The sequence below is a fragment of the Pseudomonas moorei genome, from assembly GCF_008801475.1.
In the GTDB taxonomy this organism is placed as follows: domain Bacteria; phylum Pseudomonadota; class Gammaproteobacteria; order Pseudomonadales; family Pseudomonadaceae; genus Aquipseudomonas; species Aquipseudomonas moorei.
In genome coordinates this window covers 195,549-211,306 of sequence record NZ_VZPP01000009.1, presented here as the reverse complement: position 1 = coordinate 211,306, position 15,758 = coordinate 195,549, and the positions used below count along the sequence as shown (strand labels likewise).

The 15,758-nt window shown below is 59.3% G+C and carries 19 protein-coding genes; 9 read left to right on the top strand and 10 right to left on the bottom strand.

Going from position 1 to position 15,758, the window contains the following annotated elements; translation table 11 throughout:
• The first annotated feature begins 2 nt into the window (after positions 1–2).
• Positions 3–476 carry a cyclic nucleotide-binding domain-containing protein gene (locus F7R06_RS18955; RefSeq protein ID WP_090317519.1) on the top strand — a complete coding sequence of 158 codons (474 nt, stop codon included), beginning with the start codon at positions 3–5 and terminating at the stop codon, positions 474–476.
• On the opposite strand, the gene F7R06_RS18950 is transcribed toward F7R06_RS18955, so the two are convergent.
• Positions 473–763 carry a hypothetical protein gene (locus tag F7R06_RS18950; RefSeq protein WP_090317516.1) on the bottom strand — a complete coding sequence of 97 codons (291 nt, stop codon included), beginning with the start codon at positions 761–763 and terminating at the stop codon, positions 473–475. The genes F7R06_RS18955 and F7R06_RS18950 overlap by 4 nt on opposite strands.
• 94 nt (positions 764–857) lie before the next feature.
• Here F7R06_RS18950 and F7R06_RS18945 point away from each other — a divergent pair, with 94 nt between their 5' ends.
• The 5 genes from F7R06_RS18945 (at position 858) to F7R06_RS18925 (ending at position 4,100) form a co-directional block, all read left to right on the top strand.
• A complete protein-coding gene (locus F7R06_RS18945; RefSeq protein WP_090317513.1) occupies positions 858–1,544 on the top strand; it encodes a spermidine synthase in 687 nt (228 codons plus the stop codon).
• A 48-nt stretch (positions 1,545–1,592) separates the two neighbouring features.
• Positions 1,593–1,964, top strand: a complete 372-nt coding sequence (locus tag F7R06_RS18940; protein ID WP_007898702.1) for a YajD family HNH nuclease — start codon at positions 1,593–1,595, stop codon at positions 1,962–1,964.
• Between the two features lie 267 nt (positions 1,965–2,231).
• Positions 2,232–3,095 (top strand): hypothetical protein, encoded by an 864-nt coding sequence (locus F7R06_RS18935; protein WP_090317510.1) that lies wholly within the window; start codon positions 2,232–2,234, stop codon positions 3,093–3,095.
• A gap of 73 nt (positions 3,096–3,168) precedes the next feature.
• Complete coding sequence (locus F7R06_RS18930; RefSeq protein ID WP_007911337.1) at positions 3,169–3,639, top strand: RNA methyltransferase; 471 nt, start codon at positions 3,169–3,171, stop codon at positions 3,637–3,639.
• 83 nt (positions 3,640–3,722) lie between these two features.
• Positions 3,723–4,100, top strand: coding sequence for a YgaP family membrane protein (locus F7R06_RS18925; protein ID WP_090317507.1), 378 nt, complete (start codon positions 3,723–3,725; stop codon positions 4,098–4,100).
• A gap of 130 nt (positions 4,101–4,230) precedes the next feature.
• Here F7R06_RS18925 and F7R06_RS18920 read toward each other — a convergent pair whose 3' ends face one another.
• Both F7R06_RS18920 and F7R06_RS18915 read right to left on the bottom strand, forming a co-directional pair.
• A complete protein-coding gene (locus tag F7R06_RS18920) occupies positions 4,231–5,463 on the bottom strand; it encodes a hypothetical protein (protein ID WP_090317505.1) in 1,233 nt (410 codons plus the stop codon).
• 125 nt (positions 5,464–5,588) lie between these two features.
• Entirely contained in the window at positions 5,589–6,038 is a 450-nt protein-coding gene (locus F7R06_RS18915; protein ID WP_090317502.1) for a YcgN family cysteine cluster protein, read from the bottom strand.
• Between the two features lie 165 nt (positions 6,039–6,203).
• On the opposite strand from F7R06_RS18915, the gene F7R06_RS18910 reads away from it, so the two are divergent.
• On the top strand, positions 6,204–6,797 hold the full coding sequence (locus F7R06_RS18910) for a nitroreductase family protein (protein ID WP_090317499.1): 594 nt from the start codon (positions 6,204–6,206) through the stop codon (positions 6,795–6,797).
• A 70-nt stretch (positions 6,798–6,867) separates the two neighbouring features.
• On the opposite strand, the gene F7R06_RS18905 is transcribed toward F7R06_RS18910, so the two are convergent.
• From F7R06_RS18905 to F7R06_RS18885, 5 genes are all read right to left on the bottom strand, one after another.
• Positions 6,868–7,800 (bottom strand): D-2-hydroxyacid dehydrogenase, encoded by a 933-nt coding sequence (locus F7R06_RS18905; RefSeq protein WP_090317495.1) that lies wholly within the window; start codon positions 7,798–7,800, stop codon positions 6,868–6,870.
• A gap of 120 nt (positions 7,801–7,920) precedes the next feature.
• The gene (locus F7R06_RS18900; protein ID WP_090317492.1) at positions 7,921–8,214 is read right to left on the bottom strand and encodes a YcgL domain-containing protein; all 294 of its coding nucleotides are present in this window, start codon (positions 8,212–8,214) and stop codon (positions 7,921–7,923) included.
• A complete protein-coding gene (gene rnd / locus F7R06_RS18895) occupies positions 8,211–9,344 on the bottom strand; it encodes a ribonuclease D (RefSeq protein ID WP_090317490.1) in 1,134 nt (377 codons plus the stop codon). The genes F7R06_RS18900 and rnd overlap by 4 nt, the downstream gene beginning before the upstream one ends.
• 123 nt (positions 9,345–9,467) lie before the next feature.
• Positions 9,468–10,130 (bottom strand): class I SAM-dependent methyltransferase, encoded by a 663-nt coding sequence (locus F7R06_RS18890; protein WP_090317487.1) that lies wholly within the window; start codon positions 10,128–10,130, stop codon positions 9,468–9,470.
• A gap of 68 nt (positions 10,131–10,198) precedes the next feature.
• A complete protein-coding gene (locus tag F7R06_RS18885; protein ID WP_090317484.1) occupies positions 10,199–11,848 on the bottom strand; it encodes a phosphoethanolamine transferase in 1,650 nt (549 codons plus the stop codon).
• Between the two features lie 528 nt (positions 11,849–12,376).
• Between F7R06_RS18885 and F7R06_RS18880 the strand changes: the two genes are divergently transcribed.
• Positions 12,377–13,294 carry a DMT family transporter gene (locus tag F7R06_RS18880; protein WP_090317481.1) on the top strand — a complete coding sequence of 306 codons (918 nt, stop codon included), beginning with the start codon at positions 12,377–12,379 and terminating at the stop codon, positions 13,292–13,294.
• Positions 13,295–13,391: 97 nt separating this feature from the next.
• Entirely contained in the window at positions 13,392–14,327 is a 936-nt protein-coding gene (locus F7R06_RS18875) for a LysR family transcriptional regulator (RefSeq protein WP_090317479.1), read from the top strand.
• 3 nt (positions 14,328–14,330) lie between these two features.
• On the opposite strand, the gene F7R06_RS18870 is transcribed toward F7R06_RS18875, so the two are convergent.
• Together F7R06_RS18870 and F7R06_RS18865 are read right to left on the bottom strand one after the other, a co-directional pair.
• The gene (locus tag F7R06_RS18870) at positions 14,331–14,696 is read right to left on the bottom strand and encodes a 5-carboxymethyl-2-hydroxymuconate Delta-isomerase (RefSeq protein ID WP_090317476.1); all 366 of its coding nucleotides are present in this window, start codon (positions 14,694–14,696) and stop codon (positions 14,331–14,333) included.
• Between the two features lie 57 nt (positions 14,697–14,753).
• Positions 14,754–15,680 carry a LysR substrate-binding domain-containing protein gene (locus F7R06_RS18865; RefSeq protein ID WP_090317473.1) on the bottom strand — a complete coding sequence of 309 codons (927 nt, stop codon included), beginning with the start codon at positions 15,678–15,680 and terminating at the stop codon, positions 14,754–14,756.
• Positions 15,681–15,758 lie beyond the last annotated feature (78 nt).

The following is a 15,758-nucleotide window of genomic DNA, read 5'->3' as shown; positions in this document are numbered from 1 at the left end:
ACATGTCAGAACCGACCTTGCTCAACAACGAAATCCGCGACTGGCTGATGGATTGCGGCCTGTTCAACCAACTGCTGCCAGCGGACTTTGCCGCGGCCTCGGGCTACTTCAGCATCAGCACCATTGCCCAGGGCGAAGAAATTTTCCATGAAGGCGACGCCGGCAGCTTCATGTGCATCATCCATACCGGACAAGTGGCGGTACAGAAAACCACCAGCGACGGGCAACGGGTGACCATCGCCACCCTGCGCAGCGGCCGCTCCTTCGGCGAAATGGCCGTGCTCGATGGCGAACGTCGCTCGGCCAGCTGCGTGGCCGCGAGCAACTGCCAGTTGCTCAACCTGGGCAAGGACTCTCTGGAAAAGATGCTCAACGACGCGCCGAAAATCGCCGCCAAGATCATCCGCGCCCTCGCCGTTTCGCTCTCCAAACGCTTGCGCATGGCCGACGGGCAACTGCTTCTACAGCAGGTCTAACCTCCGGGCGATTTGGCTTTCGGCGGGTTGGGCTCAATCCCCGGCACCGGCTGATCCTTGGTCGGCGGGCTGGGCATCTCGATCGGCACCAAAGGCGGACCACTGCTGCCGGGGCCGACTTTCGGCACGGGCGCGGGGCTGATTTGCGGATAGGGCGTGGGCGTCGCGGTCCCCGGCGAGCCGGGCTGCGGCGCGGGCGTGACGGGAGTGGTTTGCTGCTGTTGGGCCTGCACTGCAGTAATCGAGAGCGCGGCCAGGGCAATGACCGTTAGAATGGTGCGCTTCATCAATGGCTCCGTTGGCCTTGTTGTCCTGTGCAGGCTACTCCCAACTGCGCCCGTTTGCCCTCCCCGTCTTGCCAATTCTTCTCAAGAGAGCCCCATGAAACGTTTCGTTCTGCTCGACACCGCGCCAATCCCTGAAAATGGCGGAGCCCTGTGCCTGTTCGAGTACGGCGAGGATTTCGTCATCAAGATCCAGGGGGGTGACGGCGGGCAACTCATGAACACGCGCATGCACGGCTCCGAGGATGCGCTGGCCGAAATCCCCTGCCGCAAGGTCGCCGGACGCCCGAATTCACGGGTGCTGATCGGTGGCCTGGGCATGGGTTTTACCCTGGCCTCGGCGCTCAAGCATCTGGGCAAGACCGCTGAAGTGGTGGTCGCGGAACTGGTGCCCGGCGTGGTCGAGTGGAATCGCGGGCCGTTGGGCGAAAAGTCCGGCAACCCGCTGCTCGACCCGCGCACGGTCATCCGCATGGAAGACGTGGCCAAAGTGCTGCAAGCCGAACCGCAGGGCTTCGATGCGATCATGCTCGATGTCGATAATGGTCCCGAAGGCCTGACCCAGAAAGCCAACAGCTGGCTGTACTCCGCCGGCGGCCTGAGTGCCTGCGCCAAGGCTCTGCGGCCCAAAGGCGTGCTGGCGGTCTGGTCGGCCAGCGCGGATCGGCAGTTTTCCGACAAACTGAAAAAAGCCGGGTTCAAGGCCGAGGAAGTGCAAGTCTTCGCCCATGGCAACAAGGGCACCCGGCACACCATCTGGATTGCCGAAAAGCTCAAGGGCTGAGCTAAACTGGCTGCATAACCGTCATTAGTCTTTTACAAAGGTGAACCCATGAGTTCGTCCACACCGACCAATACCTCGAAGCTGGATCGCATCCTCGCCGACAACCAGCGCGACAAGGAAATGGGTTACCGCGACAAGGCCCTGAAGATGTACCCGCACGTCTGCGGCCGCTGCGCCCGTGAATTCTCCGGCAAGCGCTTGAGCGAACTGACCGTGCACCACCGCGACCATAACCACGACAACAACCCTCAGGACGGTTCGAACTGGGAATTGTTGTGCCTGTATTGCCACGATAACGAACATTCGCGCTACACCGACCAACAGTATTTCGACGAAGGCTCGCTGAGCACGCCGAAAATCGCCAAGGCCACGCATAACCCGTTTGCCGCTCTGGCGGGCCTGATGAAAAAAGAAGATTGAAAATCACCGGCAGGAGCGAATCGCTTGCTCCTGCCGGGATCGTGTCAACAACCCGGCAAAACCTGCCAACTGCCGGCGACAATCTGCCGCTACCGGCAAAAACATCCTGCCCGTCTCTCAGGCTGTAACGTGTCCAAACCGTTACAAACCGCCCTCTCCATGGCCATCATCCGCTGATGGCACTGTTCTTGCGATGTATCAGCCTCAATACATTGAGCACTGCTCATGTCGCCTCTGAACCGCGTCATACATGGACAGACCCGTTTTATGAATGTGACCTCTACCTTCAATAGCACCGCCATCCTGGCCTACAACAACACGACCGAGGCGAAGGCCGGATCCATCGCCCGTGACAGCGAGCAGGCGGCCGGTAAAAGCAAAAACGACGATTCGCTCAGCCTCTCTAAAACAGCCGCCGACTACAGCGGTTCGATTGCCGGCAACGCGCCGTTTTTTCCGGTGCGCCCAGGCATGAATGCGGATGCCCTGGTACTGGGTGTCACCCAGCCGGGCGCGGTTTCCAGCTCAACCGGTAAAACCTTTGACGAAGTGGCCATCGATGCTCGCAAACGGATGGATCAGAAATACGCGCAGATGAAGACCGGCGACATGCCCTACACCGGCAGCGCCGAAGACCGCAATGCACTGATGGGCGATCTGGATCGACGCTCGCTCAACGCCGTCGCGAGGAACCAGGGCGGACAGTTTTCGAAGGACGAGCAGGACGCAGCGAAAGCGTTGATGCAGCAACAGGCTCGACTGGCGTCAGGCTATTTCAGCGGCCCGGACGATCAAAAGAAATACTGGAAAGACCCCTTCGCCAATGACCCGGTCGGTCGGGCCAAGGCAGCGCTGAACTTCCTCGATAAGATGAGCCCCGAAGAGAAGAACACGCCGCAGTGGCTGTCCCAACACCTAACGTTGGCGAACGCATTGAATCAGTACGCCAATGGCAGCAAGGACTCCACAGACACGGGGAAACAAACCGGTCACTTCCATAATCTTGCCGAAATCCTGGCGGGCGTCGATACCGACCCGGGAGCCAGCAAAAACCCGCAGTACGAACAGATCAACAATGCCGGGAATGCCATGATGGACAGGATCAAGGCGCTCATGCCGGCAACGCAGTGAGCCTGTCGCCGAATCAGCGGCCTGCCGCCAAACCCCGTATAATCGCGCTTTTTTCCTGAAAGGCGCTTCGCTCGTGGCAGACAAACGGTACAGCTGCATTGGTTTGTATAACCCTAAATCACCGGAGAACGTCGGTTCGGTGATGCGCGCCGCTGGCTGTTATGGCGTGGCGTCGGTGTTCTACACCGGCAAGCGCTATGAGCGCGCCGCCGACTTCGTCACCGATACCAAGCGCGTTCACTACGACATCCCGCTGATCGGCATCGACGACCTGAAAAAAATCCTGCCCCTCAATTGTGTTCCCGTCGCCGTGGAATTGGTGGAAGGCGCTCGTCCGCTGCCCGAATACACGCACCCGGACCGTGCGCTGTACATCTTCGGTCCGGAAGACGGCTCGCTGGATAAAGAGATTCGCGACTGGTGCGAAGACGTGGTCTATATCCCGACCACCGGTTGCATGAACCTGGCCGCCACGGTCAACGTTGTGCTCTACGACCGCATGGCCAAGGGGCTCAACACCCGTTCGGGGCCAAAATTCCGCTGAATCGTCGTACATCCGATGGAACGAGCTGCCCGCCCCGGCAGTCAGCTTAACTATCCATTCCCGATCCTGCCTGGAGACAGATCATGAGCGAACTCAAACGCGTTGAGCGTATCGAATCCACCCCGTTCCAGACCAACACCGAGCAGAATGTGCAGGGCTGGGAGCGCATCGGTTCCCTGGCCGGTGGTGTGGTGATGGTGGGCAAGGGCCTGCGTCGTGGCGGCATCTTCGGTTTGATTCAAGTGGCGATCGGCGGCGTTGCCCTGGCTCGCGGCATCACCGGCCATAGCTCGGCGAAAAGCCTGCTGGAAAAAAGCCGTCAGGATATGGATAACGTACGGGCAAAAATCCAGCGGGCTGGCGAGGACTTGAGTCGGCTGAAGGCGAATGCCGAAGCGGCGACCAAAACGGCGACCGTGACCGGGAATGACTCCTTGAAGTCGCCGAAAACCGGGGTTTGATCCGAGACAGGCGGTGAGGCTTATGGCCGCTTCGCTGGCAAGCCAGCTCCAACAGTTGATCGGTTTCGCTCACAAGGGGTGTGACTGACAAGAATCCGATGCAGGAGCTGGCTTGCCAGCGATGGCGGATTTACTGGATCAGCGCGGTATCCAGTACTTTGGAAGACTCGCCCAGCACGCTCTCGCTGAGCTGCACGAACGCCTTGGTGTCAACGCTCTGCAAGCGCATCGCCCCGCGCAACACATCATCCAGCGAACGCTTGTTGCGTGTCTTCAGGCGGATTTCGCGATCCAGTTCCTGTAGCAGCACCACCGCCTTTGAAACCTGCGCCGGGCTGAGCTGTTCACCACGCAAAGTGCTGACGTTCTGACTGTTCTTGCTCAACCGCTCCTGCAGGCTCTGATACCGCTCGTCACTCATGCCACCGGCACGGCGTATCAGCTCGATGGCGTAATACTCGGCAAACCCTTCGCTGATCCAGTCACTGCGCTGCGTATCGTTGATCCGTCCGAAGACCTGGGCCAACTCACGCACCAAGGCACTGGTGCCGCTTTCGCTGACCAGTGGCAGGCGGCTGTTCAGGTAGATCGACTCGTGCGCCGCCAGGCTGCCGCGCCACATCGGATCGTTGGCGCCGACAATCAGCAGTTTGGCGGGATGACGAGGGAACACGGCTTGCACTTGCGGCCAGACAAAGGTCAGCAGCGTCAGCACATCCATGCGGCGCATGCCCTGGCCCCGGGGCGAGGCCACGGTGACTTCGGTTTCACCCAGTCGGGTGCGACGACTGCCAAGGTGCCCGGCGAGCATCCAGCCGGTCGGCCGGTCAAACAGTCGCGACACGTTGTCGATGCGGAACTTGTTCTTGCCGATCCGCGGCCAGGCGGTTTCAACGCTTTTCCAGCCGCTGGGCAATTCGAATTCAAGGCGCGAAATCAGCTCGATGCCATCCTGCTGATCGAGTTTGGCGGCAGGCACCAGATCGTCGCCACGCATCAATGCCCAGGTGGGGGTCATGCGCGTGTCGAAGCTGCCACTCTTACGCCCATGGCTGATGCGTACGCGGTAGGTCAGGCTGGCCTTGTCGGCGGCCGGGCGCCAGACACCACGGGCCTGTTTGCCAGGGGTGAGCTGCCATTGGCCGTCGGCCTTGAAATCGCTGTAGTGGCTGCCATCGCCGAGGTCGAAGTCCAGGCTGCGTACCGCCGAGCCCTGGGCCAGCGTCAGCCGTACCTCGGCCTGATCACTTTGCGGCAACAGGCGCACGTGATAATCCAGATCGACTTTCTTCCCCGCCGCCCACGCGGGCGAACTCAGGGTCAGCAACCCTATGACCAACGCCCGCCGCCATCCCACAGCCATACACCCTCCTAGTGTGGCGAGCGAGCTTGCTCGCGCCGGGCTGCGAAACAGCCCCGTTTTTCTGTAATCACTGTCAATTTTGTGAGCACTATGCACTCAAGCGCGAGCAAGCTCCCTCGCCACCATCAACCCGCGCGAAAAATCAGATGATCTTCCCAATCATCCTCGGCCACGCTGCCTTCGGCGAGCATGCGTCCGGACTGGGAAATGCGTTCATGGTGCACCGCGTCACGGTCCCCGCAAACAAGGTGATGCCACAGCGGCAAATCCTTGCCCTCGCTGACCAGGCGATAACCGCAAGTCGGCGGCAGCCATTTGAACTCGTCGGCCTTGCCCGGGGTGAGCTGGATGCAGTCCGGCACGAAGTCACGACGGTTGGGATAGTTGGTGCACTGGCAGGTTTTCAGGTCCAGCAGTTTGCAGGCGATGCGCGTGTAATAGACGCTGTTGTCGTCTTCATCTTCGAGCTTTTGCAGGCAGCACAGGCCACAGCCGTCGCACAGCGATTCCCATTCCTCTTGATCCAGTTGATCGAGGGTTTTTCGTATCCAGAACGGTTCGACTTTGGCGGCCATGGCTCAAGCATCTACATCAGGTGATGAAAAGGCCGCCAGTCTAGTGCCGCGAGGCTCGTCGGCCAAGCGTTGGCGACTGTCGGTAGAACGCGCTTGTCAGTCTTTGCGCCGCCGAGTAGGGTTCTGCGTCGCCTTACACTTTAAAACTTAGCAAGGAATCTGTTGATGAGTGCCAACCCACGCGTTGCCGACTATGCCATCCACCCTCAATTCACCGATCGCTGGTCGCCGCGCGCCTTCACCGGCGAAGCCATTCCCGAAGAAACGCTGCTGAGCTTTTTCGAAGCCGCGCGCTGGGCACCGTCGGCGTACAACTCGCAACCCTGGCGCTTTCTCTACGCACGTCGCGATACGCCGAACTGGGAGCGTTACCTGGGCCTGCTCAACGAGTTCAACCGCAGTTGGGCGCAACACGCCTCGGCCCTGGTGATCGTGGTATCGAAGACCACCTTCACCGCGCCAGGCGCCACCGAAGAAACCCCCGCCCTGTGGCACACCTTCGACACGGGTTCGGCCTGGGGCCACCTGGCGCTGCAAGCGAGTATCAGCGGCTGGCATACCCACGGCATGGCCGGTTTCGATCAGGCGCTGACCCGCAAGGAGCTGAACATTCCGGAAGGCTACGCGCTGCACGCGGCCGTGGCGATTGGCAAGCTGGGGGACAAGGCGACACTGGCGGACTACCTGCAAGCCCGCGAAGAGCCGAGCCCGCGCCGTCCTTTGAGCGAGCTGGCGGCTGAAGGTGATTTCACCCTCTAAGAACAGCAACCCCCTGTGGGAGCAAGCTCGCTCTCACAGGTTTTGGCCAATATTCAAGTATGCGGCGGGTTCAATACCCGCGATTGAAATCCACTTCCCCGCGCAACGCCTCTCCGGCCTGATAAGCCCGCAAGTTCTCGACAAACAGCTTCACCATCAATGATGGCGAGGTCGGTGCCGAGCTGTGGCCGGTCAGCAACAGGCCCCAGGCCGTCCAGAATGGGTGGCGCTGTGGCAATGGCTCCTGACGGCAGACATCGATCACGGCGCCCACCAGATGCCCTTCTTTCAACGCTTCCACCAGGTCCGCATCGACCACCGCTACACCACGCCCGACGTTGATGAACAAACCGGTCGGCTTGAACTGTTTGAACAACGCGGCGTTGTAAATATCGTGGGTACTGGGTGTATTGGGCAGCAGGTTGATCACGTAATCGACTTCGCCGACCAGACGCGGCAAATCGTCGAGCGAACCGACCTCGATAAACGGTGCCTGCTCGCGGGCTGAGCTGGCGATGCCGTACAGCTCGACACCAAACGGCAGCAGGAACTGCGCCACGGTCTGGCCGATATCACCGGTGCCGACGATCAACACCTTGCGTCCCGCCAGGCTTTGGCCATGGCGACTGTCCCACTTACGCTCGACCTGACTGACCAATCGCGCCAGCACCTCCCGCTCGTGACCGAGCATGTAGGTGAGCACGTACTCAGCCATGACCTGGCCGAAAATCCCCACCGCACGCGTCAGGCGATAATGCCGAGGCAAGCCGTCGGCCAACAACGGCGTGATACCCGCCCAGGTCGATTGCAGCCATTGCGGCTGATGACCTTGACGCAGCAGCGTCGCCAGCAGATCGGGTTGTCCGAGCCAGACTGGACAGTCGGCAGCCTGGCGGGCCAGTTCGGCGGAATCGCCGCTGGTCATCACTTCCAGATCGGGCGCCGCTTCGCGCAGCAGTCGGGCGTACACAGGGTGGTCGTGTTCAGCAATCAGAACGCGCATGCTTCAACCTTTCAAAAAAACGCTGCCGACGACCGCCGACAGGTTTTCGCTGCGTCGACGCGGCCATCGCCAAAATCATTCCAGTGTTTCAAAAGGCTCTGAACAGAGCCTGTCTGCCGATTAAATTGGGTCGTTGCGGCGCAGCAACTCTTCGGGCAAGTGCTCGATGTACTCGTCTTCGGCTGGCGGCATTTGCAGGTGATAGCCCTGCTTTTCGAGGTTTTCCAGCACCACGGTGATGTCCTCGCGCGACAGTTTGCGCTCCGGGGTCAGCACCAGGTCGAAGGCGTGGATGGCTTTGCCAAAGGCAATCATCAACGGCTCGGGCACGCGCTCCAGAGCATCGCTCTTGAGCACATACAGGTACATTTCGTTTCTTTTCGAGCTGCGGTAGATGGAGCAAATACGTTTCAAGGCTGTTCTCCGGCGGTGGCCAGGCTGTCAAGCAGCGCCTGGCCCATCAATTCGCGGCGCCAGCCACGCAGCGAATCAGGCAATTGGTAGGGACCATTGGGGAAGCCGCTCTTGAGCAGCGCTTCCAGGGTTTTCTTGCGCAGCATCAGCTCCGGCGCGATGCCGAGGCGCTCGGCCTCGGCCTGGCCGATGGCTTTCATCTGTTTGAGCAACGCGGCGGCATCCACTGGCAGCGGCTCCGGCACGGCGGGCGGCCATTGATCTGGCGACACACTGCCAGAGCGCTTGATCAGATCAAGCAGAAATTCGCCGTCCTGACGCACGGTACGCGGGTGCATGTCTTCGATCTTTGCCAGCGCGCCGAGGTTGTCCGGCTGGGTACGCGCCAGCGGCCATAGCGAATGCTCGCGGATAATGCGGTTGCGCGGCAGGTCACGGGCACGGGCTTCTTTCTCGCGCCAGGCGCAGAGCTCACGCAGTACGGCCAGTTGTGCGCGGGACAGCTTCCAGGCCAGTTTGGCGTCGCGATAGACCTCATACGGATCGATCTCGCGGCGCAGGTTGGCCACCAGTTCGGCACCGTCTTCCAGGACCCAGGCGTATTTGTCGTCGGAAAGTTTCGGACGAAGCTTCACGAACACTTCGGCCAGGTGCACGGCGTCTTCGGCGGCATAGCTGATCTGGGTATCGGAAAGCGGACGTTGCAACCAGTCGGAACGGGTCTCGCCCTTGGGCAGGTCGATGCCGAGCACTTCCTGCACCAAACGCGAATAACCCATGGAGAAACCCAGGTTCAGGTAAGCGGCAGCCAGCTGGGTATCGAACAATGGCGTCGGCAGGCTGCCGGTCAGCCGCAGCAGGACTTCGAGGTCTTCACTGCAGGCGTGCACGACCTTGAGCACCGCCGGGTTCTCCAGCAGTGCGGCCAGGGGCTGCCAGTTATCGATGGTCAGCGGATCTATCAGGTAAGCGCGTACGCCATCGCCCACCTGCAGCAGGCCCGCGATGGGATAGAAGGTGTCGACCCGCATGAATTCGGTGTCGAGGGCAACGTATGGCAACTGCTGCCACTCGGTGCAAAACCGACCGAGGCTATCGTTGTCGCGAATCCAGTGAATATCGATGGCCACACGGCTCTCCCTTGAAGAATGGCGCGCAGTATATATCGCCCCCGGCGATTTCCGCGCATCCACTGAACAAGAGCATTAGCGAAAATACCTGCCGGATAGAAAGAATAGTCCGACAAAGGTGGGCTAGCCGGCCTTGCGCAGTACATAAACCCGCATCGGCGCGAAGCCTGGCAGGAAGTCCTGATGACTGAGTATGCAAAAACCCGCTTGCTTGAACTCGGCTTCAACTTCGGCCTTGCTGACCAGCAGACGGGCTGCAAGCCCCTCCTCGTCTGTAGGGTGGCCCTTGAAGCGGCCACTGACCCGCACGGCGACAATCACGGTATCGCGCCCGACCCGGTGAAACTCGCGCAACAGCACCAGACGATGCTCGGAGCAGGCAATATGCTGAAACAGATGCATGCAACAAATGCAGTCGACCGCATTCTCCGGCAAGCCAATGTTGAACGCCGAACTTTGAAACGTTCTTATCCGCTTCAGCAGGCTCTGCGGATGGTGGGTGCGGGCATGATCGAGAATGTCCTGGGACGGATCGGCGGCGAGGATCACCCGATTCGCGTGCTCGGCCAGCACCGACCAGAAGCGCCCGACACCGCAAGCCACGTCAAGGATCAGGCCAGGCTCGCCAGCGACCTTGAGCGCATTGCGGACCAGTCGCTCTTCACGCCAGAATCCCAGGCGCCCGGCCAAGCCCTGCGCCCGCGGCTGCAGACAGGCGCGGGCGTGTTCCTGGTCGTAGCGCCGGGCGAACTCGAGTTCGATGGCGGTTGGGGGCTGAGCGGACATTTGCAATGGCTCTTGATCGTGGTTTTACCGGCCACTGTTCAGCGGCCGCTGCATGAAAAAAGGTCTTGCTACTTTTTGGCCAACACGCCGTCTTTCACCGCGCCACGGCATCCGGCAAACATATCCAGATCCGGGTCATAAGTCTTGCTGTTGACCTGCAGCAGACCCAACATTGAATGGAACAGGTTGTCCTGGCTCAGAGGTTTATCACGACCCTGTTGCAGGCAATGGGTGTCTACCGAAAACGACTTCTGATAGCTATCGGAGAACCAGGCCAGCATCGCGACATGTTTCTGTTGTTCCGGCGCCAACATGTAAGGCGTGCCATGGAGGAACAAGTTGTATTCGCCCAGGGATTCGCCGTGGTCCGACAGATAAAGCATGGCGGTATCCACTTTCTGCTGGTTGCTGCGCAACAGATCGATCAAGGTCGACAACACATGGTCGGTATACACCAGCGTGTTGTCATAGCCATTGACGATACTTTCGCGACTGCAGTTGTTCAGCGCATTGCTTTCACAGACAGGCGTGAAGCGTTCGAACTCTTTCGGGTAACGCTTGAAGTATTCCGGACCATGGCTACCCATCTGGTGCAAAACCAACACCGTGTCTTTGCTCAAGGTGTCGATGAAGTGCTGCAGGCCTTGCAACAGGATTTCATCTCGACATTCGCTGTTGGCGCACAGCACCGGGTCTTTCAGGTCACTCACATCGTCGAGCGTGACCCGATCGCAAGTACCCTTACAGCCAGACTGATTGTCGCGCCAGATCACATCCAGACCCGCCCGCTTGAGCACGTCCAGCAGGCCTTCCTGGTTCTTCGCCTTGCTGGCGTTGTAATTATCGCGCCCCATGTTGGAGAACATGCAAGGCACCGACACAGCGGTTTCAGTGCCGCAGGAATGCACATCGGTAAATGCAATCAGACCCGCCTCCTTGTTGAGCTTGGGGGTCGTGTCGCGGTTATAACCAAGAATGCCGAAGTTTTCCGCCCGGGCACTTTCGCCCACCACCAGCACAGTCAGCGATTTACGGTCATGGGTTTGCCAGGCCGGATTTCGCTGGGCATCTTCAGCGATTTTGACAAAGGGTTGCTGGACAGACGCAACCTGCTCACGCATGTAACCGAACGAAGCACCAATGTAGTTGCTTGGCACTACCATCAGGCGCAACTCATGGTGGTTGCGAAACAACGATGACAGGCCTTGATAGTTGACCAGCGCAACGCCGCCGATAACCGCTACCGACGCCGCACTCACCAACACCTTACTGAGAAGCTCGCGGTGCCAGCGGCGGTAGCTGACAGGGGTTTTCCACAAGAGGAACGAGGGCAAAACACCCAGCAGCAGGATGTAAACCAGCAATTTTATCGACAGTAAGTCACGCACTTCCGTGGCATTCGTCTCGGCGAAATTACGAAACATGCCGGCATCGATCAGGACGCCATACTGACTCATGAAATAAGCCACGCCTGCACTGACCATGAACAGCAGGGTCAGAATCGGTTTGAGGACGGGGCGGAAAGCCAACAGGGTCAGGACAATGTTGAAGGCTGCGAGGATCATCGCCCCGAAGGCAACGCGCATGACGATGCCCTTGCCATCAGCTGCGGTGATGTCGAACAGGTGTTGCCACAAAACAAAATTGAAGGCTACTAATAAAAAGGCACTGGCAATCAATGTCACCCACTCAGGGCGCACGGCTTTAATCTTCAACATGGGGTCGGCTGTTCCTGGAAAGAAAGGCCTCGGCAAATGCGAAAATCTTCCATTCACCGCGACGGCGTAAATCTTAGACTGTCATCCATCAATTTTTTGTGAAATGAAGCTAATTAACGGTTGGCTTCAGGTATCCGACAGAAACCCTTGACTTATTTGAGAGTCGTTCAGCTTTTATTCAGCTGCGTTCAGACCTGGGTCAAACACCACCGCCTGTCATCCTCGCCGGTTGCGCCGATGAACTGTCGGCATCGAAGGCCGCTCAGCATTATTTGATTTTTAGATATCTCACCGGACTTTCTGATTTGCGGCCTGCTGTTCACTCGCGCCTAATCATCGTGTTGCTTATCAAGGCCTGCTCAGGGAAAACCTTCGCTCAACCTCCCTTCCCTCCCTATCAGGGTGCCGGCGGCCAGACTACGTTCGTGCAAGACACTTGGTATTTGATCGCCGGGCTCTCGCCGTTGATGGTCCGGCGCTTCAATCCTCTGCGTGACGGTTGACACATTCAATGACTTGGAGCCCCCCATGAATCGCACCGGATTCGCTATCGCCCACGCCGGCATGCTGCTTTGGGCATTATTGATCGCTGCGTCGTTTTCCGCTGCGGCGCAGGTCAGCCAGACCATAGACCCTATCCTGCTCACCGGTTTGCGCCTGCTGTTTTGTGCGCTGGTATTTTTCCCCTTGCTGCTGTTCAAGGGCGATAGCGCCATGACCGCCCGCGGGCTGCTTGGTCACGGCGTACTCGGCTTGCTGCTCGCTGTGTATTTCGGTTCGCTGTTCGAGGCGCTGCGTTATACCTCGGCCGTCAACACCGGAACGATGTTCACCCTGGTGCCGCTGCTGACCCTGGGGTTCGAGGCGGTGCTCATGCCCGACAGCCACCTGAAACAACGACTATGGCCGATGCTGATCGCCGCTGCCGGAGCCGCGCTCCTGGTGATGAAAGGCATGGGCCCCGATGAGCTGCCGTCGCTGTACGCGCTGTCGGTATACGGCGTCGGTTGCCTGGCAATGGCGCTCTACTCGCCCCTCAGCCAGCGACTCAAAACCGGTAGCCTAAAGGGACGTGGCCCCGTGGCCATGACCTTCTGGAACATGCTGTTCGGCGCAGCGTTCCTGTTGACGTTCTGTGGGTTCAGCGGCGGCTGGCGTTCGACGTCATTGCTGACAGTGACGGATGTCTACTGGCTCGTGTACCTGGCACTATTTGCCACCCTGGCGACATTCTGGTTGTTGCATCGGGCCATTGGGGTGATCGCGCCGTCCTCCGTCATTTCCTACATTTACCTGAGCACACTGTTCATCACCCTGTTCCACTGGCTCTGGGGGCGTCAGACGCCGTTGCCACTGGAAGCACTGGGCGCCGTCATGGTCGGGGCCGGCATGCTTGCGCTGTTAAGGTCCAGCCGACGCGCGACACTTGTGAGCGTTGGCCGTTGAATACCTGCAGGACATTCTCCTTGCACCTTCATTGCGCTAGGATCGCTCGCACAGGTTTACGCACCAGCAGTGCCAGACGAGCCGCAAGAGGCAAGGAATGCTCAACAGCAACGTGCTAAGAAAGCTCGACATGCAGGACCTCATGGTGTTCGTTGCCGTGTACGAGCAAAACAGCGTCACCGGGGTTTCCGAGGCATTGTGCGTCAGCCAGTCCACCGTGAGTTATTGCCTGAAGAAACTGCGCAGCGGGTTCACCGACGAGCTGTTCATCAATACCCGCAGCGGCATGCGCCCCACATTCAAGGCCAGCACCATGTACCCCCACGTGCTGAAGATTCTCGAAAGCATCAATCTGTGTCACGCCGGGGCACCCGCGTTCAATCCAGCCTTGCATCCGGCGACCTTCAACATTTGCGCGCCGGAATACTTCGAACAGTTGATCCTGCCGAATCTGCTGAAGAATTTCGCTTTCGCTGACCTCGCGGTGATGATCAACATGCACAAGCTCGAAACCGACATCCCAGCCGAGGCACTGCGCGACGGCAGCCTTGATCTGGTGATGGGTTTCGGCCCGAACTTTCATCGCAACCACGGCGACTTCAATACGCGAACGCTACTGGAAGACGATCTGGTCTGTGTCTTCGATAAATGCGCTACGCCGGCAGAGCCGCGCCTGAGCCTGCAAGCCTTCGTCGAACGCCGGCATGTGTTCCCGACACCATGGACTTCGACCACCAACATGGTCGACGGCTGGCTGTCACAGCAGGCGCGCCAACGGCACATTGTGGCGCGGGCCAATAGTTACAGCGCGGCGCTGAAAATGATCACCGGCACCGACTTCGTCCTGACGTTGCCCCGGCGCATCCAGCGATTGCTGGCCGATGAAGCAGCCTTCAATCACCGTGAAGCGCCGGAGGGCCTGCCGGGCTTCACGCTCGACATGCACTGGAGTCAAAAGGTCGATCAGGACAGCGCCAACACCTGGTTGCGCGAACAAGTGCTCATGGCCTGCACCAATCCGCAACGGGTCTGAAACTCAGACGCCGATGGCAGTTTTCGCGTAGGAGTCGCGGTCGATGTCGAGGATTTCCACACATAACTGGACTTCGACGCCCGCCGGCCATTCACATAAATCTTTCACCACCGCCAGCAGGCTTTCGGACAACTGCTGCTTGATCTGAGGCGAACGCCCGCTCAGCACCGCCAGCTTCACATGCACGAACGCCCGCTCGGCCATTGCGGTACCGACCTTGAATGTCTCGACCTTCACCGCGCGACTCTTGATGTCGAACTCGGCAGCAAACTGACCCGAACCCACCAGCGTGTTGTTGAGCCGTATCAATGCCACATCGGCGTTCAGCTCGGGGAGGTTGGCGGTGTATTCCAGGTGCAGGTGAGGCATGGCGTTACTCCTGTAAGTTAGCGCAAAAATCATACATATAACACAGAGCTGTCCCGCTCAATGAGGTAGCGATTGCAGATTGCGCTGCCCCATGAACGACTCCAGACGGGAACGCAACCAGCGTTCAGCAGGGTCGCTGTCGGCATGACTGAGCCAGACCATGGACAGGTCAAGGGTCGGCGTCTTGAACGGAAAGGGTTCCTTGAACAACTGCCCGGTCGCGGCCATGGCCTCGGCGGCGTAATCCGGCAGGCTGGCAATCAGATCGGTCCCGGCAAGCAACGCCGGCAACGAACTGTACTGCGGCACCGAAAGCACCACTTGGCGCGTACGACCAATCTGCGCCAGCCACTCATCGGCGAAACCGCTGACGTTGGCGATGTGGGACACCAGCACATGCGGGCGAGAGCAATATTCATCGAGGGTCAGCGGCGTATCGGAGGCATCGGCACGTAGCACACAAGGCTGGATGTGTCGCAGCAGCTTGCGTTTGGCATTGGCCGGCAGATCACGCGTCTGGGTGATGCCGACCGTGACATCGCCGGACGCCAGCAAGTCGGGAATCCGCCAGTAATCGACATTCTGCACCACGAACACCACATTCGGCGCTTCCTGGCGCAATGCACGCAGCAGCGGCGGCAACAGACCGAACTCGACGTCGTCCGACATGCCGATTCGAAAGGTCATGGTGCTGCTGCCGGGGTCAAAATCGTGTGTCAGGCTCAGCGCCACCGACAATGAATCAAGCGCCGGCGACAAGTGCCGAAAGATTTCTCCGGCTCGCGCCGTCGGCTCCATGCGATGCCCGACGCGAATGAACAACGGATCGTTGAACATCGTACGCAAGCGATTGAGCGCCGAACTGATGGTTGGCTGGCCGAGAAACAACTTCTTCGCCACCTTGGTGACATTGCGCTCGATCATCAGCGCCTCGAACACCACCATCAGGTTGATGTCGGCCTTGCGTAGTTCGTTGCGATTCATCCATTGACCCCGCGCCCATTCACTGTTGACAGTTTAGGGAGGTGTCGTAAGCGGCGTCTATGCGACTGATGAGAATCA